This window comes from Actinomadura bangladeshensis (assembly GCF_004348335.1).
GTDB lineage: Bacteria > Actinomycetota > Actinomycetes > Streptosporangiales > Streptosporangiaceae > Spirillospora > Spirillospora bangladeshensis.
This window is the reverse complement of sequence record NZ_SMJW01000050.1, coordinates 1-23151: the sequence shown is the minus strand read 5'-3', so window position 1 is coordinate 23151 and position 23151 is coordinate 1. Positions and strand designations below refer to the sequence as shown.

Here is a 23151-nt window from a genome sequence, read left to right as displayed (position 1 = left end):
TCGTAACGTGTTCTAGTGGGCGGATACGACATTTGTGACATAGCCAACTGCCAGGATCTACCGTGACGCCGAAGACTCCTGTGACCGTTCGCCTTCGGACGGCGATGCCAGCCGCTACCATCTGCGAAGTCCTGACCGCGCACCCGCTGCGCAATTGATCAATGGTTCTCGCACACCCCATGCATATGGGCGATAGGGGAGACTCGAAACACATGGCCATCGCGCATAGGTCGAGAGAAGAGCCGAGCAGGGGATTCCGACACCTGATCGATCTTCTCCTGGGACGCCGCCGGCATGTGGAGGGCAGATCCCGGTCCCGAACCCTCAGGGTCGCCACAGACTGCCTCTTCTGCCAGGCGGATGACCCGTCTGTGAATAGAATCCTCTGCGAGAATGACTTATTTTATGCGCGCTTTGATAACTTCCCTGCCAATCCCGGGCATATTGAGATAGTTCCCAGAAGGCATGTCGTCTCGTTCTTCGATCTGGACGATCAAGAGGTCCTCAGCGCCTACACCCTGATGTGCACTGCACGGGACCTCATCGACGAGAAGTACTTTCCCGAGGCCTACACGATCGGTATCAACGATGGCAAGGCGGCCGGGCGGAGCATCGATCATTTGCACATCCATCTGATTCCTCGGCACCATGGCGATGTCGATGACCCCCGTGGAGGCATACGCCGGGCCGCTCCCAACTCCGACCCGGACGCCTGGCAATGATGCGAGCTATCGCGTACCGATCGCGATGAACCAGCCCGCACGGCCGGCGAAGCGGATGCGAACGTCGGAGAAACCGGCCGCCTCCATGCAGTCCGTGAACGCGTCCGGATCGACGAACGTGAACCAGCGCCGCCCGTCCAGTGATCCGCCCTTCCTCCAGCCCTCGCCGTCCCCGATCCGCATGCTTATCGCCGCGATGCCCGCCGGGGCCAGGACGCGGTCGACCTCGGCCAGCGCGCGTGCCATCCCGGCCGATGGGATGTGGAGCAGGCTCCCCGAAGCCCACACCCCGGCCACCGACGCGTCCCGGAGTGGCAGTGCCAGGGCGTTCAGCCGCAGGAAACCGAGCATGCGCCCTTCCCCTCTGGATCGCTCCCGGGCCCATTCGAGCATGGCCGGGGCATAGTCACCCGCGATCACCGTGCGGCCGAGCGATGCCAGCAGCCGGGCGTCTCGGCCACCGCCGCATCCCAGGTCGAGGACGGGCAGGTGGCGAGGAGCGAGCCGCGCGAACTCGACGACCTCCGCACGCAGTCCCGGAAACCTGTCGTAGTCCTCGGAGGCTTCGCCATAGGAGTTTGCATTGGCGTCGTAGCAGCCACAGGTCTCACGAGTGATCTCGCCCGCCTCAGACATTCTCGAACCCATCCTCTCCCACCACGAAGCTCAATGAATTGAGAATATGCCAGATGCGCTGCACATTGAGGCCATCGTAGCCATGCGAGACATCGAAGCTGACACAGCCCACGAACCTGGAACGACCGTTTCTGATCGGGGTGGCGAAGACCGCGCCGCGATGACGATAACGCTGGAACTCCTCCCAACTGAACCCCATAACGGCGTCCGCGCCCTGCTGCGCCCGGAATGAGGTGAATGCGTCCTCATCGACAAGGTCTCGGGCAAGGCTCGCCACATCGACGCTCACTTCCTGATCGAGCTTCCAACATAGCCCCACAACGCCGACACCCGGCGTCGGCCGTATCCTTCGAGTCGCCGGTGACGCACCGAGGCGGTACGTGGCCACCCGCGTGAGCTCACCGCGAAGCGGATGCCGGTAATTGCGTTTCCGCTGCCAGATGTGCAACCCCAGATCACTCACCGCGATCGCAGGCGCAACGGCTGCGCAAACTTCGATCAGTTGCCCGAATGCGGTGAGGACATACCTGCGCATGACCAGACGGCGCTCGACGTGAAGATGCCGAGACCACGACTCGCAGGGGGCCGCGACACCGAAGACGCCGGCGATCAGGATCAAGGTGACCAGGACGTAGGGGTATTCCCGTTCGACATCGCTCCACAACTCGTCCGAAGGGAAGCCGTACTGCTTGCCGGCAAGCGTCACCGTCGCCGCCAGGACGATTAAGCGGTCTATGGCACGCGCCACCGGCAACTTCATCTGTCGCTCATCCCCGCTCACCACACCGCGACCCCGCCACGGGCTTGCCAAACCATACCTCGGACGAGTAACAATATGACTGCCTACTTCGCTGCTCGTATTTCGGTCAGTCAAAGGAGGCGAATAAGCCAGCCCGAATCGCGGTCGAGGTGATCCGTGGTCGAACGAGCCTCTTGTGTCGGGTCCGACTTCTGCCAGGAACTCGCCGGGGCCGAGGACGTCACCTTCCATCGCATCTACGGCGGCTCCCCACCAGGAAGGATCATCGGACGCGGCAGCACCCTCACGTTGATGGCGGATATGTCGCCACTGACCCGGGGGCATCTGCTCCTGATGCCCAACGACCACTACTTCAGCTTTGGCGCTGTGATGTGCGGGCACGCCGAAGAGGTGGCAACGGCACTCAAACAGATAGTTCCACCATACGCGGCAAGTTTTGGCGAACCAGTCTTTCTTGAGCATGGCTCCACAATGCGGATGGAAGGGTCCGCATGCGTCACTCACGCGCATATCCACCTGCTTCCCTTGCCATTCGCTGAAGTCAACGCGCTGATGGCCCGAGACGGTCTGGTGCCGACCGCCCTGGGCGACCTCGCCGATCTAGAACGGTTCGGGCATGACGATCTCCCATACTTCTATTGCGGAGACGCCGCCGAACACCAGGTGTACGCTGCGGTGCAGGCAAGGCCCCGTCAATATCTCCGATCAGTGGCCGGGAGACTTCTGGGCATCGCAGACCCGGAGTGGGACTACGCCGTCGTCGTCCGGAAAGACGTCCTAGTGGCGACGATGAAAGAAACTGCACACTGGAGGCTTTCGCTGCCTTAGCCATTGACACGCCGCGGAAAGTTGAGGATGGGATGGGTTCCATGCAGAGCGTCGGTACAGCCTCCGACGAGCCGACGCGGCTGGCCGACATCATCGCGCCCATGTTCGGCGGGCAGTCAGGATGGTCGCAGCGGCTTGAAAACGGAGTCCAGGCCGAACTCGTCGCGGGTGCCGACGCCCAGGACGACTGCGCGGTCTTCGCACTCGACGGCCCCATGGAGATCGTCGTCGGATCGGACTACGTCCGCGGACCGAAGTTCCAACTGTACGAACTCGGTTACCTGTCGAACTACGACATCGGCTACTACCTGGCGATGGCCAATCTCAGCGATATCGCCGCCATGGGCGCGCTTCCGATCGCGCTCCTGACGGTCGTTCGTTATCCGCGGTCACTGCCGGACGATGACTTCACGGCCCTCATGGAAGGGATCCGCGATGCCTGCCGGCAGGTGGGCGCGCCGAACGTCGGAGGCGATATCGGCAGCGCGGAGAGGATCATCCTGTCCGCGTCCGCCGTGGGCATCGTCGAGCGAGGTGGATCCCTGCTGCGGACCGGTGCCCGCGCGGGAGATCGCCTCTGCGTCACCGGGCCGACGGGGGTAGCGGCATCCGCCCAGCGCTACTTCGGCGGTCTCGGCCCCGGCACGACGAAACTTCCGCCGGGCGAGGAGGAAGCGCTGATATCCGCTTGGCGGCGCCCGCAGGCGCTCGTACGGGAAGGGCGCTGCCTGAGCACGAGCGGTGTGGTCACGAGTTGCCAGGACACCTCGGACGGCCTGAAGGCCGGCGTTCAGTCGCTGGCGGCCGCCAGTGGCGTCGGCTTCGTGGTCGAGGAGAGCGCACTCCCCGTCGCCGACATCGTGGCCGAGGTCGCACGGCTGACCGATGGTGATCTGACCTCGGTCCTCCTGGGCGACTCGGTGGATTTCCAACTGGTCTTCACCGTCGGAGAAGACGCAGCGCCGCAACTCTCCAAGATCTTCGCGGACGCCGGTCTTCAGTTCTTCGACATCGGCTACGCCACCGAGGAACGCGAAGTACGGCTGAGGCGCGCGGACGGCCGAGAGGAAGAGCTTCCCGGGGTCCCCTGGCGTCACGCCACCTGAGCCGAACAGCGGACCCTGGCACACGGACTAATCGCCGCGATCACCGCCCGGCGCGAGCTGGCACTGCCGGAGCCGAGCGACGAACTCACGAAGGAACTGTTCGTCCATGACGCGGCATGGCTGCGGCGGCCGTGAGCGGGACAAGCCGGTGCATGAAGAGCTTTCGCTGCTGGAGGAGTACCACTACGGGGAGGACGTGGAAGTCGAACAGCGGTACGGCCTGGCGTCGCTGCGAGACGCGATCGCTCCACCTATGGCATGACGGACATCGGGCTCACCGAGCATGGGGCGGCGGGCCCTCCTGCTCGGCTACGCGCTCGGCGCCAAGGGCCGGCGGGACGACCGGGCGGTGACGTCATCGACTTGTAAGGGTCGACGTGGACAGAGCAGATCTACCGTGACGGCATGAAGATGTTCAGTCTGTCCCTCTCCACGCTGGCAGTCGTGCTGACCGCATGCGGTGGCGGGGCCGCTGAGCCGGGCATCGCCGCGTCCTCGGCGACGGTTCCAGCACCGACGAGCGCGGCGCCGAGCAAGGCACCCGTCAAGAAGGCACCCGCGTTGCTGAGGTTCCGGGGAGCCAAGCTCGATGGAACGGCGTTCGACGGCGAGAGCTTGGCAGGCAGGCCGGTAGTGCTCTGGTTCTGGGCGCCGTGGTGCCCCAAATGCCAGGCCGAGGGGCCCGCGGTCGCCAAGGCCGCTCGGAAGTACGGCGACAAGGTCGCCTTCGTGGGCGTCGCCGGGCTCGACAAGGACAAAGCGGCGATGGCGAGGTTCGTTTCGCGCACCGGCACGTCCGGGATCGTCCACCTGGACGATCGGACCGGCGCCCTCTACAAGCACTTCAAGGTCACCTCGCAGTCCTCTTATCTGTTCGTGAACCCCGAGGGTGGCAGCCACCCGGCAGTGGGTCCATTGGATGAGGCCACACTGTCCTCCCTCATCGATGAGCACGCCCTGTAAATGGACGACCTCGCACTCGCGTTGGCCGCCGGGTTGGTCGCGGCGTTCAATCCGTGCGGCTTCGCGATGTTGCCTTCGTTCCTGGCCCTGCTGGTTTCCGGGCCCGGTGGTGCGGCGCGGGCATTGCAGTTGACGGCGGCCATGACGTTGGGCTTCGTCACCGTCTTCGGGATCTTCGGACTGGTGATCAGCCTCGCTACCGCTCCGCTCCAGCGGCACCTGCCGTGGGTCACCGTCGTGACCGGCGGGCTCCTGATCGTGCTCGGCGCCTGGCTGGCGTCCGGGCGGGAACTGCTGCTGCGGCTTCCGCGCCTGAACGTCGGGGGGCCGACCGGCTCGTTCGTCGCCCTCTACGGATACGGCGCTTCCTATGCGGTCGCCTCCCTGTCGTGCACCATCGCGCCGTTCCTCGCCGTCACCGGGCTGGTCTCCGGGAGCGGCGATCTGCTGGACGGGCTGGCCGCGTTCGTCGCGTACGGTGTCGGAATGGGTCTGGTCATCGGACTGCTGGCCCTCCTCGTCGCCCTTGCCCAGGACGCCGCCGTCCGAAGGACCCGAGCGGTCCTCCCCCATGTCTCGCGAGCCAGCGGGGTGTTCCTGCTCCTGGCAGGCGTCTATGTCGGCTACTACGGCTGGTACGAGTTGCGCCTCAACGCCGGAGCCTCCGCCGACGACCCGATCGTCGGTACCGTCACCGACATTCAGGGGCAGGTCACCACATGGCTCGACGCCCTCGGCGTCCGCTGGATCGCCGGCGCCTTCGCCCTCGCGGTCGTCCTGGCGATGGCGCTCCGCAGCCGCAGACGCAGGAAGCAGTCCGCTTCTCCCTCGGTAACCGACAACGCGATGTGACTCGCCCGCCTTTTCGAGCGGCAGGCCGACCGGGCCCTCCGCCAAGGGCTTCTTCAGGGGTATCGCACCACCGAGGAGACGTCCCTGGTCATGCGCGGGCGGCTGCGGGAGGCCGACCAGATCCGCCGGCGCCACGGCGAATTTCCCGCCGTCGAGACTCCCAGACGGCCACCTGGTCTGCGCCAGAGGCAACGCCACACACGCCGCCCACCGCGTCCGGCACACCGGCATCACCATCCACCAGCACACCCTCGACCTGGACCAGCCCCCGGCCGGCCTGCTCTCCGACGTCCGCGTCCTAGCCGGACGCCTCCTGCCGCGAACCTCCCGGCCGACGCAGAGCCCTCTCTTCTCAGGGAACCGGTGACCCGACGGGGGCGCCGCTCGCCCCTTGCCGGCGTCGAAAAGCAGTGATTCGTTTCCCCTGCCGAGGGCCTCCGTAGATTGATCAGGCCCCGCTGCTCGTGGGACTGGGTAGCGGCCTGGCCGGGGCACGCGGCGCGTCGTCGATCGTGGCCGTAAGGAACAGCACTGCGCCGATGGCGACCAAGAACATGGCGACAAGTGTGTGCACGCGTGCGCGACGCAGCGCCGCCCGGACTTCCCAGGCGTGGACGAGATCGACGAGTCGGCCTTCCAGACGCCGTGCGAGGGCGGCGTTGGCACGGGCGTCATCGAGCGCCTGCTCCAGAACCCGGACTTCGGCCTCATCTTCTGCCTTGGCCCGCTCGACGGCGAGTTTGGCCCAGGTCGTCTCGTACAGACGGCACGCAGCGCGGAGATCTTCGGGACTTTGGCCGAATGGGCCGTAGAACGCGACCTCATCCTGGGCGATGATTCCGCGGAGACCGCTCATGTCGGGTCGGTCCAGGTCGGCGATGGTCGTGAAACGCGGCGTCAGCACCTCACCCGTCTGCCAGATCGCCCATCCCACGCCGGCGAGTGCAAGGGCCAGTCCCGCGAAGGCCGCGAGAGCGTCACCGCCGTCGTTCACCTTCCCGACGGCTGTCAGCGGTGCCCCACCGAGCAACAGCGCACCCACAGCCGCGACAGCGGCAATCGTCCATTTCGCGGTCGCACGCATGTCGGCGACGGCCTCTCCTGGAGCGACGGTCGTCCCGCTCTCCGGCACCGCATTCTCGGCAGGGACGGTCACGTGTCCTCCTGAGAAGGACTGTCGGTGTCTCCTTCCGCGTCCGGCGTCGGCGAGATGGTGCCGCGGAACACGACCGGCCCCTCCTCGGGGAGCCGCCGCAGCGGCTTCCACGTCGTTCCGTCGTAATGCTCGACCTCACCGGATGGGCTGATACGGATATCGCCGATGGCGGGCGACGGCTCATCGCTCATGGGGATGAGTATGCCGGGATGCGCGGCCGGGCCGTCCAGGTTCCACCGGGCGGCGTCAGCCCGCCATTGCGAAGGGATTTCCGTACACCGTGTATGCGAGCCAGGTCGGGTCGCCCGGGTCCTTGATCGCGTTCCTGGCCTCCTTGGACGCGTCTCCCAACGACAGCCGTTGCTTCAGGAATGCGTCGTAGAACGCTTCGGCGAAGTACCGAGCCTGCTTGCTGGGCACTTCCCAGAGCGTGCCGATGAACGCTCCGGCGCCCGCCTTCATGAACTGGGCGGCCCAACTCATCAGCTGCGTGTACTCGAATGTGGCGCCCGCACTGCGGCAGGCGTTCAGGAAGACCAGTGGGGTTCTGACGGAAAGCGCGCGAGCGCCGACGGCGGTGCTCAGCATCATCGGCTCGAAGGTGTCATCCCGCATGGTGATCGACGATCCGCCGGCCTCCTGTTGGAAGTGGTTATGGCACGCGAAGTGCAGCAGGCCCGCCTCTCCGGAATTGATCCACTCCACCAACTCCACGACATCCTGGAAGATGTGACCGGGAGTCCCTCCGCCGACCGTGCGGAACAGGCGATCGAGTTCTTCTATCTCCCCGGGCATGTCGGGGAGCGTCGGATCAGGGACCACGAATGCGGCAGGCTCGAGCGAGATCCCGGCAGCCCGCTCCTGATTGAGGACCCGCCGCGTGACAGGAAATCGCTCGACGAGGAACCCGCCGTCGTCGCTGGGCCGTACAGGGCGCACCAGTTCCCACGGAACGATGTCATAGTCGGTGGCGATACTGAACGAAGTGATCCGTGAATGCAGTTCCCAGAACTGCTCCTTCACTACCTGGGGAACCATCTGGTTCCAGAGGTTCGCTCCGGCCTCGCGCAGTTTGAGTTCCTTCGCCGGGCCCGCTTTGCCGGCGGCCACGGCCTGTAGGGCGCCGAAAGTTCGCTCGATGGCGTCCCGGGGGTCACCTGCCACGCTTTGGACGATAGGCTCGTAGATGGTGTGCTCTGAAAGCAGTTGGAAACTGTACTGGGTGCCGTTCGGCCGGGAAACCTGAAGCGTCACTTCGCCATCAACAGGACGCAAGTCGGAAAGCGCCGCCGTGCGTACCACGTGCCGGTCGGACACGGCAGCCGTCTCGGCCGAGATCTCCACCGCGAGCTCTCCGACGAACGTTCCGCCCACCCAAGCCATGACCTGGATGCGACGCAGGCCGGGCTTGTCCACATGAAACGGCACTGCTATGGGGTCTGAATCACCTTGCGCAGGGACGTTGACAACGTACTGGCATTTCTCCAAGGGCAAGAGCCCTTCGTCGGGCTGCAACACGATCTGCACTTGGGCGCCGTCCTCGGGAATCGGGAACGGACGCAGCTGCACCGCATGCCCGATCCTCGGCATGTCCGCCACGATTCGTACGACGATATGCAGGTTCTGGTCCACCTGCACGCGGGACGGGTATCCTGCGGAGAGGATCCGGCCGGCCGGACCATAGATCGAGGGAGATGCCAACACCGGGAGTTCGTCGATGTCTTCGGGCGAATGCCTCAGATCCGCACCCCTCTCATCGGGCGCAGCCATCTGTGGGCGAAGGTGAGCGTCAATGTGAAGCTTGCCGAGAGTCCTTCTGACGTGATTACGCACCGTCCTCGTACTGAGGGACAGTTCTTCGGCTATCTCGTCATCAGTGCGCCCCCTGAGCATCCGCGCGAAAACATGGGATTCGCGCCTTGTGAGCTCGCGACGGCCCCATTGCCTCGTCATCTCCTCGATCAGGCTCTGGGACACCTCGCCACTGGGCGACGGCGCCTGTGCTTCGCCTGAGAGGGCATCGTCAATCACCGCTCCCAGTTTCTCAGCGCCGCCTGAGCCCGTGTCCACCTCCTGATGCCAGCCGTCCTGGGTTCGCATCGCCTTCGCGAGCGCCTCCGACGTGAAGGCATCCTCACGGATCGACCCGCGCACGCCGCTGAGAAGCGCCGTCCGCAGCACGTCGGGATCGGCGTCCCGAGTCAGCAAGACCACCCGATACAGCGAGGTCAGCCGCCGCATGGCCACGACGCCAGCCGTGTGAAGCAGGCTTGCACCGACCAATATCACATCGGGACTGAGCTGCTTCGCGGTCGTGAGTGCCTGTTCCAAGCCACTTTCCATGCCGACCAGCAGAGTGAAGCCGCCGGTGGCGACTTTGTCGGCGATGTCGGCGCGCACCACAGGCCGTTCGTCCGCCACCAGCACGGTGATCCGGTCAGCGGCGCCCCCGGCGTCTTCCGCTGGTGAGGGCCGGTACAGCCAGGCTCTGGCCGGCGCCTCGCTGGTCTCCACCTGGATCGGCCAGAAGACATCCGCTTCGGGGTAACGCTCGGCCCATTCCGTGAGCTCGGCTTGGTAGAACGCGTCCGAGACCACAAGCGCCAGCTCGTTGCCCAGGGCGTACGGGACCTGGAGAGCGGGCGCTTCCAACAGCCTGAACACGTGGCTAACAGCCTCGCCCTCCAGTCCGTACGCGTGCCGCTGGACAGGACCCACATGGACGGCGGCGCGCGGCTGCACCCTGGCGCCTGGAACAGCGCCCTCGTTGTAGGCCGCGAGTTTGCCGGGTAGAAGGTCGAGCAACGTTTCAACCAGGACGACGTCCCAGGAGAACTCCGGTGGTACGAGGATCAGCAGAGCGTCTCCGCGATCCTCGCGCATGCACCGTGACCAGTCGACACCGGCTTCGCTGAGACTTTCCGAGGCGGCTGACAGAAGTGCGTGCCGCATTGCCGTCCGGTCGCGGTCGGTGCGAAAAGGCGCCGCGAACCCGGAAAGCTGGATGGCGACCAGCAAGACTGCCTGCTGCCGCCGGAGAGGCGCGAGGCGAGCATGCCTTGGAAATGGGTCACTGCTGGCATTGCTCACAAAAGATCACCCAATCTTGAGCCAAGGGTCGTCCAGTATCTCAAACGCAACGGGCAGGTCGTTGAGCATTCCGGGTCTTGTGAGGCGCACCCCGGGCGGGCCGACACGGCTGGGCGCGCTGATGTGTTCGGCGAGGGACGCGCCGCCGAAGCGGCAAAGGGTAAAGGGGCGTGAATGGCCAGGTGGCGTGCCGAGGGTCGACTTCGAGGGCATGGACATGTGCGGCGGAACACTGACACCGAACTCCCTGTCGCTTTCCAGGAGTCCGTTCTTCCGCGCATCGTGAGGACCTGGTGTGCTTCCCAGTCGCCGTCGGCGCGGCGGGTCTTGGGGCTGGTGGAGCGAGGCGAGCATGCCAGTAGACACTGGTGTTTTTTTGGGAATCGTTGGATAGTGATCGCATGAAGCGCGTCATTGCGGCCGTTGCCACTGTCGCCTGCGTCGTGTCTCTGCCGGTGCCCGCCCTCGCGGACGGTCCCGCGCTGCGGGCGGTGTCGCTGCTCTTCCTGTGGCCTCGGGCTGAGCTCTTCGACGTCACCGCCGACGGTGCGGGTGGTGTCTGGGTCGGCGGCGTGCAGGGCCGGTACTGCGTCCGGTGGGCCGACTTCTGTGTCCTGTACGGCGACGGGAACCCGGTCGTACGGCGCCGAGTGGGGTCGGCGTGGAAGGAGTACCCGATCAACGACTGGACGGGCCAGGGCGCGATCGGGCAGATCGTCACCGGTGCGGGAGGGACCTGGATCGCCGGCGGGCCGAGCACCAGAGGGGGGCCGAGCACCTACGTGGCGCGCTTCGACGGCTCGGCGTTCCAGAAGGTCGCGATTCCGGACGGCGCCATCGGCATGCTCTCCACCGGTCCTGCGGGCACCTTCATCAGCCATTGGGACCTGGATCCCGGGCAGCGGCTGCTCAAGCGGACGGGTGACGGCTGGACGGCCGTCACGGTGCCCGGCATCGACAACGTCGAAGACCTCCAGGGGCTCAGCGCGTCCGACGCATGGGCGGTCGGTTTCCGGCAGGATCTGCGGACGGGTTCGCTTCCCGCTGTGGCGCACTTCGACGGCGCGGCCTGGAAGAGCGTCCCGCTGCCGCCGGGAACGGGCACCGAGTGGTTCCTCAAGGTCGTCCCGGTCGCCTCGGACAACGTCTGGGCCATCACGCAGAAGCACCTGGCGCACTGGAACGGCTCCGCTTGGACCTTGATCGCGGCCCCGGCCGGGATCGCGGATCTCGCCGACCTGACCGTGGACGCGTCCGGGACTCCCTGGGTCGCGCCGGCGGAGGCTGCGGACCCGTCGCAAACGCCGTGCCGCTACCGCGACGGCAGTTGGGAGACGGTCGCGCTGCCGGCCGGTGCCGAAGTGCACGATCTCGCCGCCGTGCCCGGCGGTGTCTGGGGAGTCGGCAGGCACGGGGACGGCCCTGCCGCCTTCACCGGCTAGCTCCCAGCCGGGGTGGCTGGCTTGGGCCCCGCCCCGACCGCCCGAGCGTGTGCTCGGCTCAGATCACCTTGGTGATCCGGCATTCGATGCCGGACGACCCCGCCGGTGTCCGAGCCGGCGTCGTGCCGCCGAAGGCCGTGGTGCCGCGGACAAGGCGAGCACGGCGATCAGACCGTCAGCGGGCCCCGGTGGTCACGTACGACCTCCGGGCGGCCTCTCGTCCGGCCAGGTAGCCGAACACCAGCCCGAGGGAGATCGTTCCGCCGGCACCTCCGTAGAACCCCTTCGTGGGCGCACCGCCCGCATTGCCTGCGGCGAACAGGCCCGGGATGACGTCGCCCCGCGTGTTCAGCGCATGGCCGACGGCGTCCGTCCTGGGGCCGCCCACGGTGCCGAGTGCGCTGGCGTGGACCTCCAGGGCGTAGTACGGCGCGGTCTCGACCGGTCCGAGCACGCTCGACTTCGGGCTCTTCAGCACTGGCCGGATGATCCTGGCCAGGGGCCCGACCACCAGGGAGCGCATGCGCTCGGGGTCGTTCCTCCTGGCCGCCCGTCCCGCGACCTTGGCCACGACCGGACCGATCGCCGCGGCGACGATCGCGCGCGCCTTGGCCGTGCCGGCAGGGAACCGGGCATCGGGCGAGAACCCCCGCAACCGGGGATAGAACGCGCCGAAGTAGCGGTCGAACAGCGTGTCGCCGCGGCCGAACTGCGGATCGCGGGCCCGCCGCGCCTCGGGGTTGAACCGGTCGACGGTGCGGAGCAGGCCCGCCTCGTCGATCCCGATCTCGGACGCCAGCTCCGAGAGGCTGTCGGCACGGTGCAGATAGTCCGGCACCTCTCCGCCCGGCGGGACGCCGAAGATCCCGAACTTCGTCCAGTAGTCGTGGTCGAAGATCAGCCAGGCCGTGGCGTTCGGCATGGCGCCCGTCTCCGGGTCGACCTCACGCATGATCGCTCCGAACTGGTCGTAGGCCAGCGCCTCGTTCGCGAAGCGATTCCCGGAGCCGTTCACCATGATGCTGTGCGGCAGGGCCCGCTCACCCAGGAAGACCCGGCTCAGCGGACGGCCCTCCAACTCCTCACCGGGCAACTGCACAGCGGGCATCCACCAGGCGTCCTCCATGCCGGTCAAGTCGGCTCCCACCTCCCGGGCCAGCTGCACGGCGATGCCGTTGTGCCCCTCGGGAGAGACCTGCACGCCGAAAGGCGCGTGGAGGTAGGTCTCTGTGAGCTCGCTCGAACTCTCGAACCCGCCGCTGGCCAGCAGGACGCCCTTGGTCGCGCGCACCGTGTGCTCGACGCCGTCGGTCCGGACGACGATCCCGCGCACCTCCGACCCTTCGATGACCAGCCGGATCGCGGGCGCCTCGACCCGCACGTCGACACCGTTGCGCAGGCCGGCCTCCAGCAGGGCTCCGACCAGCGCCGGCCCGGCGAGCCAGACATCCTCGATGCCGATCCCGGCCAGCAGCCAGAACGGGAGCGGGTTCTTGGCCATGCCGGTCGTCAGGGCCGGCCGCACGTACCTCACGGCCTCACCCAACCCCTCGGGGGAGTAAGGGCCGGGGAAGAGCGACCGAGCCACGGACGCACCCTCGATGTCTGAGCGGTAGTCCGGCCAGATCGTCGGGATCCAGCCGAAGGAGGTGTGCTCCTCGATGAACCGGGCGACATGGGGGCCGGTCTCCAGGAACTTCTCCACCATGTCGTGGTCGAGGACCCGGTCGCGTCCCTCGCCGTAGATGTAGCGCCGGGCCTGGTCCAGGTCGTCGTGCACCTTCAGGGCCTCGGTCGAGAATCCGTGGGCGGGGATCCAGGCGGCGCCGGCGGAGATGCCGGTGGCGCCGCCGACGAGCTCGCGGGACTCGACCACGAGGACTCGCGCACCCTCCTTCGCCGCGGTGAGCGCCGCCATCAGCCCCGCGCCTCCGGACCCGACGATCGCCACGTCCACCTCGTCGGGCAAGCCCTTCTCGGACGCACTTCCGATGGAGCCGCCGTGCTGACCCGCACTGGTGTTCATGATCTCCCCCGAACTTCTCAATCCGTGAGGCAGCCCTACCCCCGGGAATGGAGGACACCCACCGGCCCCGGCGGCTCCACTCAGGGACGGCGGGCGGGCAGGCCGTTCGGGTAGGCCCAGGCGAGGCGGGTCAGGACCAGCGCGGCCGCCATGAGGCCGAAGTCGCGGAGCGCGATGTCGCCGTACCCGCCGACGATGATGAGGTTGATGATGATGGTGCCGAGCCATAGGGCGACCAGCGGGGCGCCCAGGCGCGGGAGCACGAGGACGGCGAGGCCGGCGACGATCTCGATGCCTCCGACGAGCTGCATGGCCGTTCCGGCGTCGCCGGGGGTGACGTCGTTGAACGCGGTGGCGAGGTAGCGGGTCCAGTCGTCGGTGAGGACCGTGGCGAACTTGTCGAGTCCGAACAGGACGGGCAGGACGGCGAAGCCGAGACGCAGCGCCAGGAACGCCTGGGCTCCCGGGTCCGCCAGTGAGAGCGTGCTCCGGTCCTGGTTCTGGTTCTGGTTCGTGATCATGTGAGGGTCCTCCTGTGTTCGCTTGTCACCGGGTCGGCGTTCCGTGGTGCCGAGGGGGATCGGTCGGATGGTCCGGGCGGACGGTGCGCGGATCGTCTCGCGCGCGTCGCGAGAACGTCAGAACTTGTCGGGGAACTGCTCGATGAGGCCCTGGGAGAGCATGTCGGCCATGCCGTCCATGTGGGTCTGGGCCTTGTCGAACGTGGCGATGGCGGCCTTGAAGTCGCCGCCCAGGACAGAGCCGGCGTAAGCGAGCGTCTGGGTGATGTGCGTCCTCATCATGAGACGCATGTCGTGTCGCGACCAGTGGGGGTTGGCGTGAGCGAGGAAGTCGCCGATGTCCCGGGCGTTGGCGTACCACGCCCTGGTGGCTTTGTTCAGGGCCGCCTTGTCCCCGGCCTTGGCGGCGGTGAGGACGGGGACCGCCTCCTCGATGTGGGTGGTCAGCAGCTCGGTGAGCCGCTTCGCCGCGTCCTCGCCGTAGTAGGGCGCGACGGCGGCACCGATGTCGGCCTGGTTGCGCAGGAGGCGGTCGAGGGTGGGCTGGAGCGCGGGCGAGCCGGCGGCGAACGCGACCACGGTCGACCAGGTCCATTCCATGTGCTCGTCCCACAGGGTCCGCATCGTGGTGTAGAGCGCCACCTCGGCCGACACCTGCTCGGCCGGGTGGGCGGACGGGTGGGCGTGGCCGTGCGCGGCGGCGGCGGTCGCCACGTGGCCGCCGCCCGAGCCGCAGGCCGTCAGAAAGCCGCCCGAGAGGGTCAGCGCCGCGATCAGCGACGCCGTGGAGGCGCGGTACCTGGTCGTGTGTCGGATGGACATGACGGTCCTTTCGGTGGAATGCGGGTGTGCCTGCCAAGGCGGATCCGTCACGTAAAGCCGCCGTCCGCCTCGGTCGCTGGTTAGTGGGCACCGGACGCGGTGGTCTTACCGGGGCGAGAGAATTCGCGAAAATCCGGTAAGACGGGACGGGTCCGGCGGCACTCACCACACATGGCCGGTACTGATGCGAGGCATGGCATGACGACGCATGGCCCGGCGGCGTACGGCATTCCGCCGTTGCCGCGGTCGCGGCCGCGAGGACGGGACGTGAGATGGCGCCGCGAGCAGCTCATGGCCGCCGGTTACGACGAACTGTCGGCGCACCGGATGGCGGCTGACCGCATGACCGACGTCCATGCCATGGTGGTGAGGAAAGAGCGGTGTCCCCGATATGGCGCGGCCGCCGATGACAGGGCGGTCGTGTGGCGAGTGAGGTGAGGGAGGTGGGTGAGACGGTAGTGGCCCCGTACCGTGAGCAGCGTCGGCCACGGGCCGACGGGGTGCCGCCGGGTGAGGTGCCGTCGGGTGAGGTGCCGCCAGGTGACGACTGGGTCGCCCGCCTTTCGGCGGCCGGGCCGGTGCGCGACGACGCGGTGGCGCACCTGCACGGGTTGATGCTGCGCGCGGCCCGGTACCAGGTCGGCCGTATGGTCGAAGCCGCCGATCTCGGTGCCGCCCGCCGAGAGGAGATCGTGCAGGCGGCCGCGGACGAGGCGACGGTGTCGGTCCTTTCGCGCCTGCACACGTTCGAGGGCCGCAGCCGGTTCACGACATGGGCCTACAAGTTCGGGATCCTGCACGCGGGCGTCGAGGTGCGGCGCGCCGCGTGGAACGGCAGGGAGATCCGGCTGCACGAGGCGCCGGAACCCGGCGAGCCGGCCGCCTCCTCCCCGGAGGCCTACGCCGAGGGCCGCGATCTGGCCCGCGCCGCGCGGGACGCGCTCATCGCCGCGCTGACGCCGCACCAGCGGCGTATCGCCGTCGCGCTGCTGGTCGACGAGGTGCCGATCGATGTGCTGGCCGAGCGGCTCGGCACCAACCGCAGCGCCCTGTACAAGACCTTGCACGACGCCCGCAAGCGTCTGCGAGCCCACCTGTCCGCCCAGGGCTACCTGCCCGTCCGGACCACCGAGGAGGTGAACCGGTGAGAGACCATGAGCCGTTGACGCCGGAGGCGATCGACCGCCTGACCACCGACACCGAACCGTGGCTCTCCTGTGACGACTGCTTCGAGCGGGTCGATGCCGCCATCGACGCGATCCTCGGTTCCGACGCCCCTCTGCCGGAGGACTTCCGGGTTCATCTGCTGGCGTGCGCGGTCTGCCGCGAGGAGGCGGACGCGCTGGCGGCACTGGCCGCGGACGGCACCGGGCTGTCCGCGGCCGAAGCCGTCGCGCGGCTCGAGGCCGCCGTCCTGGAGGCGGACGCCCGGCACTGACGGCCGCGCCGTCCGATGGGGGACGGTCAGGTGCGGGTCCAGCGTTGGTTGGTGCCGCCGTGGCAGGTCCAGATTTGCAGGTAGGTGCCGTTGGCCGTGGAGTTGTTGGGAACGTCCAGGCATTTGTTCGCGCCGACGGCGGTCAGGGTTCCGTCGGAGTTGAAGCGCCACTTCTGGTTGTTCTGGCCGTTGCAGTCCCAGATGATCACGCTGGTGCCGTCGGCTGTGCCGTTGTTGTTCACGTCGAGGCATTTGCCTCCGTAGACGCGCAGCTCGCCGGCCGCCGTGGAGGTCCACTGCTGGTTGCTCTGGCCGTTGCAATCCCAGATCTCGACCCGTGTCCCGTTGGTCTGGGACGCTTCGGTGACGTCCAGGCATCTTCCCGAGCCCACGCCCTTGATCTGGGACGAGGGGGTGGGCGTTCCGCCGCTGACCCGGTACACGACGGTGCCGTGGGAGGGCACGCTCGCCGAAATGGTGCCGGTGGTCGAGGTGATGGCATTCGTCCAGGCGTCTCGAAGGTCGAAGGAGGTGCCGGACAGGCCGATCGCCGAGGCGGTGGTGCTGATCGTCGTCGTGCTGCCGCCCTGGTTGAACAGCGCCACCGCGACGTCGCCGTTGCTCAGCTGTTTGGCCAGGACGCGGCGGGTGCCGTCGTTGCTGATCTGCACCGCTTGGCGGCCGAGCGGGTCCTGGTCGATGGCGATCAGGTTCTGGTTCCGCAGGATCGTGGCGGTCGCGGCGTCCATGTTCCGTACGTCGTTGCCCGCGATCAGAGGTGCGGCCATGATGGCCCACAGGGCGAAATGGCTGCGCATCTCGGTGTCGGTCATGCCTCCGCGGCCGACCACCATCATGTCGGGGTCGTTGAACTGGCCCGGCTTCGCATAGCCCGACAGGGGCACGTTGACGTTGACGATGTTCTGGATGCCCATCGGGTAGCCGTTGGTCTGGCCGGAGTCCCAGACGTTGGTGATGTCCTCGGTCGTGCGCCAGATATTGGCGACGTCGCCCCAGTTCCGCTGCGGTCCCGTCTTCTCGTGGACGCTGTTGGGGTTGATGCTGTAGAGGATCGGCCGTCCGGTGGCCGCCAGGGCGTCGCGCATCTTCGCGAAGGTGCGGACCTGGTCGTCGATGCTGCCGGTGGGCGAGCACCAGTCGTACTTGAGGTAGTCGACTCCCCAGGCGGCGAACTGCCGGGCGTCCTGGGCCTCGTGGCCGAGGCTGCCGGTGGCGCCCGGATAGGAGCCGAAGTACTGGGCGCAGGTACGGTCCAGGGGCACTTCGTAGAGACCGAACTTCAGACCCCTGTCATGCAGGTAGTCGCCGAGCGCCTTCATGCCGCTCGGGAATCTCGACGGATTGGCCCGCAGGTTGCCCGACGAGTCGCGGTTGGGGTCGAACCAGCAGTCATCGACCACGACGTACTGGTATCCGAGGTCGCGCATGCCGGAGTTGACGATCGCGTCGGCGGCCTGGTGGATCAGTGTCTCGTTGATGTTGCAGCCGAAGGAGTTCCAGGTGTTCCACCCCATCGGCGGGGTGCGGCCCACGCCGTTGTCCAGCGCCTGGGCCCGGGGGGCGGGGGTGAGCGCGACGGCCATCGCGGCGGCCGTGGCCACGGTGGTCAGTAGCGTGCGGATTCGTTTCCTGCTCATGGGTTCGCTCCGCAGTGGTCGAGGCCCGTCCGTGGGGGTGGATCGTCCTGTCGGCGGTGACCTGGGCGGCGGGCTCGGCCTTCCACCGAGCCCGCCGCGCCGGGCCGCCACGCCGGGTTCGCGACGCCGGGTCCGCCCCGAGCCGGACCCGTGTCACGTCGTCAGCGCTGCAGCGTCAGCAGACCCGGCCGGTAGGGCAGGAGTCCGTAGTCGCCGCCGGAGTTGGGGCTGCGCCCCTGGTAGAGCAGTCGCAGGTTGCAGGGATCGACGGTGAAGGTCTGGTCGGCACTGGTGCGGATCAGTTCGCCGTGGCTGATGTCGTTGGTCCAGGTGGCGCCGCTGTTGGCCTTGCCGGCGAAGGGGTTGCCCTCGGAGGTGGCCTGCGGCGTCCATGAACCGTTCAGGCTCGTGGACGTGAACGAGCGGAAGTAGCGCCCCTGCGAGCCGATCGCCTCGACGAGCATGAGGTAGCGGTTCTGGTCCTTGAGCTTGTAGACCTGAACGGCTTCGAACAGGTTGTTGGTCGAGTCGCTCATGACCACTGTCGAGCTGGAGCCGAAACTGCCCGGGAAGTTCCCGATCGGCATACTGGCCCGGTAGATCTTGCCGTTGTCGCCGGCGAAGAACAGGTACATGTTCGAGCCGTCGCCGATGACCGTCTGGTCGATGGGTCCCGTTCCGGAGCCGCTGATGCTCCCGGTGAAGAGCGCGTGCTCCGACGACCATCCGTTCGGGTTGGCGGGGTCGCTGGACGTCCGGTAGGAGAAGGCGCTGCTGCCCCACTGGTAGGTGAGCACCCAGGTGTTCTTCGGCGCGAAGTAGAACAGGGTGGGCGCCACGGTGGAGTTCGACATGGTGTTCTGGCTGACCGAGCCCATCTGCGACCAGTCGCTGAACAGGCCGAAGTTCATCGAGCCCCAGCGCGTCCCCGTGTCGTGGGTCGTGGCGTAGACGAGGTTCTGGCCGTTGTAGGGGGCGACGGTGAAGTCCTTGAGCGAGACCCACCCGGACTTGGGCTGCGCCAGCGGGCCCGTGGACGTCCAGTGGTAGGACGAGGGAAGGTCGCACGACTGACCGGGGTCGCCGCCGCCGTCATCGCCGCCGCCGACCTCGACGAGCTGCCACTGCTGGTTGGAGCCGCCCCAGTCGTCGTACTGGACGATGTTCGCGCCGTCCGCGGTGGAGCCGCCCTGGACTTCGAGGGCCTTGTTGCTGTTGCGCGAGACGAACCTGACATAGCCTCCCGAGCTGTCGGCCAGCCGCCACTGCTGGTTGGTGCCGTTGTGGTCGCTCCACTGGACGATCGCGGCACCGTTGTCGGTGGAGTAGTTGTAGACGTCCAGCACCTTGCCGGACAGGCGGGACTTGATGCGGTAATAGCCGTCGCCGGAGTCGACGAACTGCCACTGCTGCTGGTTCTGGTCGTTCCTGGTCCACTGGGTGATGCGGGCGCCGTCGTTGGTCGCCAGGTTGTAGACGTCCAGGGCCTTGCCGCTGTTGCGGTTGACCAGGACGTACCACTTGTTCACGTCCACGGTCGCGGCTTGGGCGGCCTGTGTGCCGATCACGGACAGGAACATCGACACCAGGAGCGATGCCAGCACTGCTGCACCGGTCCTCAGCATGGACTTCCTCACTTTCATGGATGATGTTAGCGCTAACATTGCCAGCGGTCCGGAACCTCTTCTCCGTAGGCGATGGGGTGGAGGTGGTGGTGGGGCGGAGTAAATACGAGGCCGCGCGACTCGTCAAGGGCCCAACTCTCTCGAAACGTTTCGAACGTGCATTGCCTGCCATGCAGGACATATAGACCGATGCGCGGTCGCCGGCCATGAAATATTTTGAAACTATTGACGAAACATCTTCAGGCTCACACACTGAGTCCGCGACGCCCCGGTGGTGTGCGTTCCGCGACGGAACGCGGCGTCTGCTGCACGGATCACCCGTGCCGCTCCCCCTTCGTTGTTCATGGAGGACAGACGTGCGCATGAAAGCCATCCCCCGCTCCAGGGTCCGCAAGCGGGCCTTCCTCGCAGGCGCCCTGGGGGTTCTCTGCACGACCGCCGCTCTCGTGGCACCGGCCCCGGCGACCGCCGCGGAGAGCACGCTGGGCGCCGCGGCGGCGCAGAGCGGCCGCTACTTCGGCACCGCCATCGCCTCGGGCCGGCTCAACGACTCGACGTACACCACGATCGCGAACCGCGAGTTCAACATGGTGACCGCCGAGAACGAGATGAAGATCGACGCCACCGAGCCCCAGCGGGGCCAGTTCAACTTCAGCTCCGCCGACCGCATCTACAACTGGGCGGTCCAGAACGGCAAGCAGGTGCGCGGCCACACCCTGGCCTGGCACTCCCAGCAGCCCGGCTGGATGCAGAACCTCAGCGGCAGCGACCTGCGCCAGGCGATGATCAACCACATCAACGGCGTCATGGCCCACTACAAGGGCAAGATCGCCCAGTGGGACGTGGTGAACGAGGCCTTCGCCGACGGCAACTCGGGCGGCCGCCGCGACTCCAACCTCCAGCGCACCGGCAACGACTGGATCGAGGTCGCCTTCCGCACCGCGCGCAACGCCGACCCGAACGCCAAGCTCTGCTACAACGACTACAACATCGAGAACTGGACCTGGGCCAAGACCCAGGGCGTGTACAACATGGTCCGCGACTTCAAGCAGCGCGGCGTGCCCATCGACTGCGTCGGCTTCCAGTCCCACTTCAACAGCGGCAGCCCCTACAACAGCAACTTCCGCACCACCCTGCAGAGCTTCGCCGCCCTCGGCGTCGACGTCGCCATCACCGAACTGGACATCCAGGGCGCATCGCCGACGACGTACGCCAACGTGACCAACGACTGCCTGGCCGTCTCGCGCTGCCTCGGCATCACCGTCTGGGGTGTGCGCGACACCGACTCGTGGCGCTCGCAGGACACGCCGCTGCTGTTCGACGGCAACGGCAACAAGAAGGCCGCCTACTCCTCCGTCCTCAACGCCCTCAACAGCGGCAGCACCGGCGACCCCGGGGACCCGGGCGACCCCACCGACCCCCCGACCCAGGACGCGGGGACGATCAAGGGTGTCGGCTCGGGCCGCTGCCTGGACGTGCCGAACGCCAGCACCACCGACGGCACCCAGCTCCAGCTGTGGGACTGCCACGGCGGCACCAACCAGCAGTGGACCTACACCTCCTCGCAGGAGCTCCGCGTCTACGGCAACAAGTGCCTTGACGCCGCCGGCACCGGCAACGGCACCAAGGTCCAGATCTACAGCTGCTGGGGCGGCGACAACCAGAAGTGGCGCCTGAACTCCGACGGCTCCATCGTCGGCGTCCAGTCCGGCCTCTGCCTGGACGCCGCCGGCTCCGCCAACGGCACCCCGATCCAGCTCTACTCCTGCTGGAACGGCAGCAACCAGCACTGGACCGTCAACTGACCGACCCGCCGCAGCGGCAGGCCCGACGGAACTGAGATCCGGAGGTTCTTCGCGCGGTTCACGTGACCTGCCCGCATCACGGAGTGGAGCCGGGGACGCCCTGGCTCCACTCCGTCATCCCACCAAGACGCCTCCGCCCCCGCCCGTCCGGCCGACCAAAGGCTGGGCGGGCAGCGACTTTTGAAGGGTGATGGGCGTCTTTCGGCGGCTGTCGGCGTGGGGGGCGGGCTTCTAGGTTCGGGATCGTGAAGGTGGAAGTCCCCGGTCGGTCTCCGGTTCGGCGGCCGATTCTCGTGGTTCTGATCGATCGTCGATTGCGCCGTTCTTCGGAGCCGGTCGCGCCGGTAGGGAGGTTCTGAGCATGCGATCGCACCCGGGTGCGTCCACGACGCTGGCGCGGTCGGCTTGGGGGCAGGGGGCGCTGTACGTCGCGGCGGCGGTGCTGCTGGCCGGGGCCGGCTGGCTGCTCGATCCGCTCGCGAACTGGCTGGTGAGCCTCAAGTGGGCACCGATGCGCGGGCCCGCCGAACTGCTGGTGTCCGTCCCCGAGCCCTGGCTCACCATCGGATTGATCACGCTGGGAGCGCTCGCGGGGACGGCCCTGATCCTCATCGACTCCCTGGAGCAGGTCTCGGTCACCGTGAGCGGCGAGCGGGTAGTCCTGAAGCGGGCGGGCCACGTCCAGGAGATCGCCCGCGAACAGGTCGGTCACGTCTTCCAGGAGAAGGGACGGCTGGTGCTGCTCGGTCCGAAGGGCGAGGAGATCGCACGGGAGAAATGCGACCTCAACGGCGGACGGCTGGCCGCGGTCTTCACCGAGTACGGATACGCCTGGGCGGACGGCGACCCGTACGAGGACGAGTTCCGGATCTGGTTTCCCAAGACCCCCGAGCTGCCCGACGCGGCGAACGCACTGCTCGCGGCTCGCGCGGCGGCCATGAAGTCCTCGGATTCCGGCGACTCCGTCAAGGAACTGCGCCGCGAACTGGCCCGGATCGGCATCGTCGTGCGCGACAAGGGCAAGCAGCAGTACTGGCGCGGCCCCGGCCGCCGCTGACCCCCGCCGCAATTCCGCGCAGGGCTTCGAACGGCGCCGTTTCGATTTCGCGGTGGTCGCCATGTGATCCTTGGGGCGCGAACGGTTCGGAAGCGGCGGCGGCTGGAAGGTGCGGATGGGTGGAGGACGCGAGGGCGGCCGGGGCTTGAAGAGGTACGGCCGCGCCCTGGGCCGTTTCGCCGTCTCGCAGCTCGTGATGGGCCTCGGGTTCATGATGGTCTGGACCTTCCTTTTCGGCGTCGTGGTTGAGGAGGTCACGGCCACTGGGCGCGCTGTGAAAGGCGAGGGGGTGCCCGGCACGTTCACAGCGCAGTCGGAATCGTGCTCGCGGGGAAGATGTACCTGGTACGGCACGTTCGCGACCGACAGCCTCTTCCAACTGACCACCGGACGGACTCAGCTGAGGGGGGACGGCGACCTTTCCATTCGGCCCGGGGACGCGATCCCCGCCCTCGACGTCGGTTCGGAGACGTTCGTCCAGGTGAGGGGCGGGTCGCCGGAGTGGGGCGAGCCGCTCGGCGTCGGGTTCTTCGCCGCGTTCACCGGCGGCCTCGGGGTGGGGCTGAACGCCATGGTGATGTGGGGCGTCTACTGGACCCGGGCCGCTCCCGCGTCGCGCCGGCGGGCGGCGAGTGAGCTCGGGG

General features: G+C 67.4%; 20 protein-coding genes and 2 pseudogenes. 12 read left to right on the top strand and 10 right to left on the bottom strand.

What is annotated here, in order from left to right; translation table 11 throughout:
* Nucleotides 1–161: 161 nt before the first annotated feature.
* Nucleotides 162–722 (top strand): HIT family protein, encoded by a 561-nt coding sequence (locus tag E1284_RS12605; protein WP_341770394.1) that lies wholly within the window; start codon nt 162–164, stop codon nt 720–722.
* A 6-nt stretch (nt 723–728) separates the two neighbouring features.
* Here E1284_RS12605 and E1284_RS12600 read toward each other — a convergent pair whose 3' ends face one another.
* Together E1284_RS12600 and E1284_RS12595 are read right to left on the bottom strand one after the other, a co-directional pair.
* On the bottom strand, nt 729–1358 hold the full coding sequence (locus E1284_RS12600; protein WP_165965239.1) for a class I SAM-dependent methyltransferase: 630 nt from the start codon (nt 1356–1358) through the stop codon (nt 729–731).
* Entirely contained in the window at nt 1351–2118 is a 768-nt protein-coding gene (locus E1284_RS12595; protein ID WP_131939230.1) for a hypothetical protein, read from the bottom strand. The genes E1284_RS12600 and E1284_RS12595 overlap by 8 nt, the downstream gene beginning before the upstream one ends.
* Nucleotides 2119–2274: 156 nt before the next feature.
* Here E1284_RS12595 and E1284_RS12590 point away from each other — a divergent pair, with 156 nt between their 5' ends.
* From E1284_RS12590 to E1284_RS44020, 5 genes and pseudogenes are all read left to right on the top strand, one after another.
* Complete coding sequence (locus E1284_RS12590; RefSeq protein WP_131939229.1) at nt 2275–2946, top strand: HIT family protein; 672 nt, start codon at nt 2275–2277, stop codon at nt 2944–2946.
* 41 nt (nt 2947–2987) lie between these two features.
* Nucleotides 2988–4052 (top strand): thiamine-phosphate kinase, encoded by a 1065-nt coding sequence (gene thiL, locus E1284_RS12585; protein WP_131939247.1) that lies wholly within the window; start codon nt 2988–2990, stop codon nt 4050–4052.
* Between the two features lie 405 nt (nt 4053–4457).
* The gene (locus E1284_RS12580) at nt 4458–5015 is read left to right on the top strand and encodes a TlpA family protein disulfide reductase (protein WP_131939228.1); all 558 of its coding nucleotides are present in this window, start codon (nt 4458–4460) and stop codon (nt 5013–5015) included.
* Nucleotides 5016–5867: a cytochrome c biogenesis CcdA family protein gene (locus E1284_RS12575; RefSeq protein ID WP_131939227.1), complete on the top strand. Its 852-nt coding sequence runs from the start codon at nt 5016–5018 to the stop codon at nt 5865–5867.
* Nucleotides 5868–5882: 15 nt separating this feature from the next.
* Nucleotides 5883–6281: pseudogene (locus tag E1284_RS44020) on the top strand (5-methylcytosine restriction system specificity protein McrC); the annotation flags it as partial.
* A gap of 34 nt (nt 6282–6315) precedes the next feature.
* Here the strand turns inward: E1284_RS44020 and E1284_RS12565 are convergent.
* Genes E1284_RS12565 through E1284_RS12555 form a run of 3 tightly spaced genes read right to left on the bottom strand, consistent with a single transcriptional unit; the run spans nt 6316 to nt 10041 of the window.
* Nucleotides 6316–7023 (bottom strand): hypothetical protein, encoded by a 708-nt coding sequence (locus E1284_RS12565; protein WP_131939226.1) that lies wholly within the window; start codon nt 7021–7023, stop codon nt 6316–6318.
* The gene (locus E1284_RS12560) at nt 7020–7214 is read right to left on the bottom strand and encodes a hypothetical protein (protein WP_131939225.1); all 195 of its coding nucleotides are present in this window, start codon (nt 7212–7214) and stop codon (nt 7020–7022) included. The genes E1284_RS12565 and E1284_RS12560 overlap by 4 nt, the downstream gene beginning before the upstream one ends.
* 55 nt (nt 7215–7269) lie before the next feature.
* Nucleotides 7270–10041 carry a CHAT domain-containing protein gene (locus tag E1284_RS12555; RefSeq protein ID WP_131939224.1) on the bottom strand — a complete coding sequence of 924 codons (2772 nt, stop codon included), beginning with the start codon at nt 10039–10041 and terminating at the stop codon, nt 7270–7272.
* 473 nt (nt 10042–10514) lie between these two features.
* Here E1284_RS12555 and E1284_RS12550 point away from each other — a divergent pair, with 473 nt between their 5' ends.
* Nucleotides 10515–11555, top strand: a complete 1041-nt coding sequence (locus E1284_RS12550; RefSeq protein ID WP_131939223.1) for a hypothetical protein — start codon at nt 10515–10517, stop codon at nt 11553–11555.
* Between the two features lie 175 nt (nt 11556–11730).
* Here the strand turns inward: E1284_RS12550 and E1284_RS12545 are convergent, their stop codons facing one another.
* The 3 genes from E1284_RS12545 to E1284_RS12535 form a co-directional block, all read right to left on the bottom strand.
* Entirely contained in the window at nt 11731–13581 is a 1851-nt protein-coding gene (locus E1284_RS12545) for an FAD-dependent oxidoreductase (protein WP_131939222.1), read from the bottom strand.
* An 80-nt stretch (nt 13582–13661) separates the two neighbouring features.
* The gene (locus E1284_RS12540) at nt 13662–14102 is read right to left on the bottom strand and encodes a hypothetical protein (protein WP_131939221.1); all 441 of its coding nucleotides are present in this window, start codon (nt 14100–14102) and stop codon (nt 13662–13664) included.
* Nucleotides 14103–14219: 117 nt separating this feature from the next.
* The gene (locus tag E1284_RS12535; protein WP_131939220.1) at nt 14220–14924 is read right to left on the bottom strand and encodes a hypothetical protein; all 705 of its coding nucleotides are present in this window, start codon (nt 14922–14924) and stop codon (nt 14220–14222) included.
* Nucleotides 14925–15454: 530 nt separating this feature from the next.
* On the opposite strand from E1284_RS12535, the gene E1284_RS12530 reads away from it, so the two are divergent.
* Nucleotides 15455–16072 (top strand): RNA polymerase sigma factor, encoded by a 618-nt coding sequence (locus tag E1284_RS12530; protein ID WP_207923713.1) that lies wholly within the window; start codon nt 15455–15457, stop codon nt 16070–16072.
* Nucleotides 16069–16362, top strand: coding sequence for a hypothetical protein (locus E1284_RS12525; protein WP_207923712.1), 294 nt, complete (start codon nt 16069–16071; stop codon nt 16360–16362). The genes E1284_RS12530 and E1284_RS12525 overlap by 4 nt, the downstream gene beginning before the upstream one ends.
* A 26-nt stretch (nt 16363–16388) precedes the next feature.
* On the opposite strand, the gene E1284_RS12520 is transcribed toward E1284_RS12525, so the two are convergent.
* On the bottom strand, nt 16389–18020 hold the full coding sequence (locus E1284_RS12520) for a glycoside hydrolase family 27 protein (RefSeq protein ID WP_243714432.1): 1632 nt from the start codon (nt 18018–18020) through the stop codon (nt 16389–16391).
* 161 nt (nt 18021–18181) lie between these two features.
* Nucleotides 18182–19600: a non-reducing end alpha-L-arabinofuranosidase family hydrolase gene (locus E1284_RS12515; protein ID WP_207923719.1), complete on the bottom strand. Its 1419-nt coding sequence runs from the start codon at nt 19598–19600 to the stop codon at nt 18182–18184.
* A 407-nt stretch (nt 19601–20007) separates the two neighbouring features.
* On the opposite strand from E1284_RS12515, the gene E1284_RS12510 reads away from it, so the two are divergent.
* The 3 genes and pseudogenes from E1284_RS12510 to E1284_RS12500 all read left to right on the top strand — a co-directional run.
* Nucleotides 20008–21450: an endo-1,4-beta-xylanase gene (locus E1284_RS12510; RefSeq protein ID WP_207923718.1), complete on the top strand. Its 1443-nt coding sequence runs from the start codon at nt 20008–20010 to the stop codon at nt 21448–21450.
* A 361-nt stretch (nt 21451–21811) separates the two neighbouring features.
* Nucleotides 21812–22507 carry a YqeB family protein gene (locus E1284_RS12505; protein ID WP_131939217.1) on the top strand — a complete coding sequence of 232 codons (696 nt, stop codon included), beginning with the start codon at nt 21812–21814 and terminating at the stop codon, nt 22505–22507.
* Nucleotides 22508–22622: 115 nt separating this feature from the next.
* Nucleotides 22623–23151: pseudogene (locus E1284_RS12500) on the top strand (hypothetical protein); the annotation flags it as partial.

What these genes read in the sequence shown, in the direction of transcription:
- E1284_RS12605 (WP_341770394.1), top strand. Translation starts at nt 162, where the DNA reads ATGGTTCTCGCACACCCCATGCATATGGGCGATAGGGGAGACTCGAAA.
- E1284_RS12600 (WP_165965239.1), bottom strand. Translation starts at nt 1,358, where the DNA reads ATGTCTGAGGCGGGCGAGATCACTCGTGAGACCTGTGGCTGCTACGAC.
- E1284_RS12595 (WP_131939230.1), bottom strand. Translation starts at nt 2,118, where the DNA reads ATGAAGTTGCCGGTGGCGCGTGCCATAGACCGCTTAATCGTCCTGGCG.
- thiL (WP_131939247.1), top strand. Translation starts at nt 2,988, where the DNA reads ATGCAGAGCGTCGGTACAGCCTCCGACGAGCCGACGCGGCTGGCCGAC.
- E1284_RS12580 (WP_131939228.1), top strand. Translation starts at nt 4,458, where the DNA reads ATGAAGATGTTCAGTCTGTCCCTCTCCACGCTGGCAGTCGTGCTGACC.
- E1284_RS12575 (WP_131939227.1), top strand. Translation starts at nt 5,016, where the DNA reads ATGGACGACCTCGCACTCGCGTTGGCCGCCGGGTTGGTCGCGGCGTTC.
- E1284_RS12560 (WP_131939225.1), bottom strand. Translation starts at nt 7,214, where the DNA reads ATGAGCGATGAGCCGTCGCCCGCCATCGGCGATATCCGTATCAGCCCA.
- E1284_RS12550 (WP_131939223.1), top strand. Translation starts at nt 10,515, where the DNA reads ATGAAGCGCGTCATTGCGGCCGTTGCCACTGTCGCCTGCGTCGTGTCT.
- E1284_RS12545 (WP_131939222.1), bottom strand. Translation starts at nt 13,581, where the DNA reads ATGAACACCAGTGCGGGTCAGCACGGCGGCTCCATCGGAAGTGCGTCC.
- E1284_RS12540 (WP_131939221.1), bottom strand. Translation starts at nt 14,102, where the DNA reads ATGATCACGAACCAGAACCAGAACCAGGACCGGAGCACGCTCTCACTG.
- E1284_RS12535 (WP_131939220.1), bottom strand. Translation starts at nt 14,924, where the DNA reads ATGTCCATCCGACACACGACCAGGTACCGCGCCTCCACGGCGTCGCTG.
- E1284_RS12520 (WP_243714432.1), bottom strand. Translation starts at nt 18,020, where the DNA reads ATGAGCAGGAAACGAATCCGCACGCTACTGACCACCGTGGCCACGGCC.
- E1284_RS12515 (WP_207923719.1), bottom strand. Translation starts at nt 19,600, where the DNA reads ATGTTCCTGTCCGTGATCGGCACACAGGCCGCCCAAGCCGCGACCGTG.
- E1284_RS12510 (WP_207923718.1), top strand. Translation starts at nt 20,008, where the DNA reads ATGAAAGCCATCCCCCGCTCCAGGGTCCGCAAGCGGGCCTTCCTCGCA.
- E1284_RS12505 (WP_131939217.1), top strand. Translation starts at nt 21,812, where the DNA reads ATGCGATCGCACCCGGGTGCGTCCACGACGCTGGCGCGGTCGGCTTGG.